Here is a 230-nt window from a genome sequence, read left to right as displayed (position 1 = left end):
GCTGGTTCATGACCAATTTCCAGAATCCGACCGGCGTCACGCTGTCGGCCGACAAGAAGCGCGCGCTCGTGGAGATGCTCGCCGCGCGCGAGGTGCCGCTGATCGAGGACGACGTGTACGGCGACCTGTGCCCGCCGAGCTACCCGGCGACGCGACTCGCGAGCCTCGATCAGTTGAAGCGCGTGATCTACCTCGGCAGCTATTCGAAGACGCTCGCGGCGAATTTGCGG

Annotated in this window: 1 protein-coding gene; it reads left to right on the top strand. The window is 65.2% G+C overall.

Features of this window, described 5'->3' with window-relative positions:
* On the top strand, positions 1 to 230 hold a 230-nt coding region (locus SB751_RS35950; RefSeq protein ID WP_410749721.1), incomplete at both ends, for an aminotransferase class I/II-fold pyridoxal phosphate-dependent enzyme.

It is taken from the genome of Cupriavidus sp. SIMBA_020, from assembly GCF_046535395.1.
Classification (GTDB): Bacteria; Pseudomonadota; Gammaproteobacteria; order Burkholderiales; family Burkholderiaceae; genus Cupriavidus; species Cupriavidus campinensis.
Note: the sequence above shows the minus strand (reverse complement) of the source record. Positions and strands in the feature narration are given on the sequence as shown.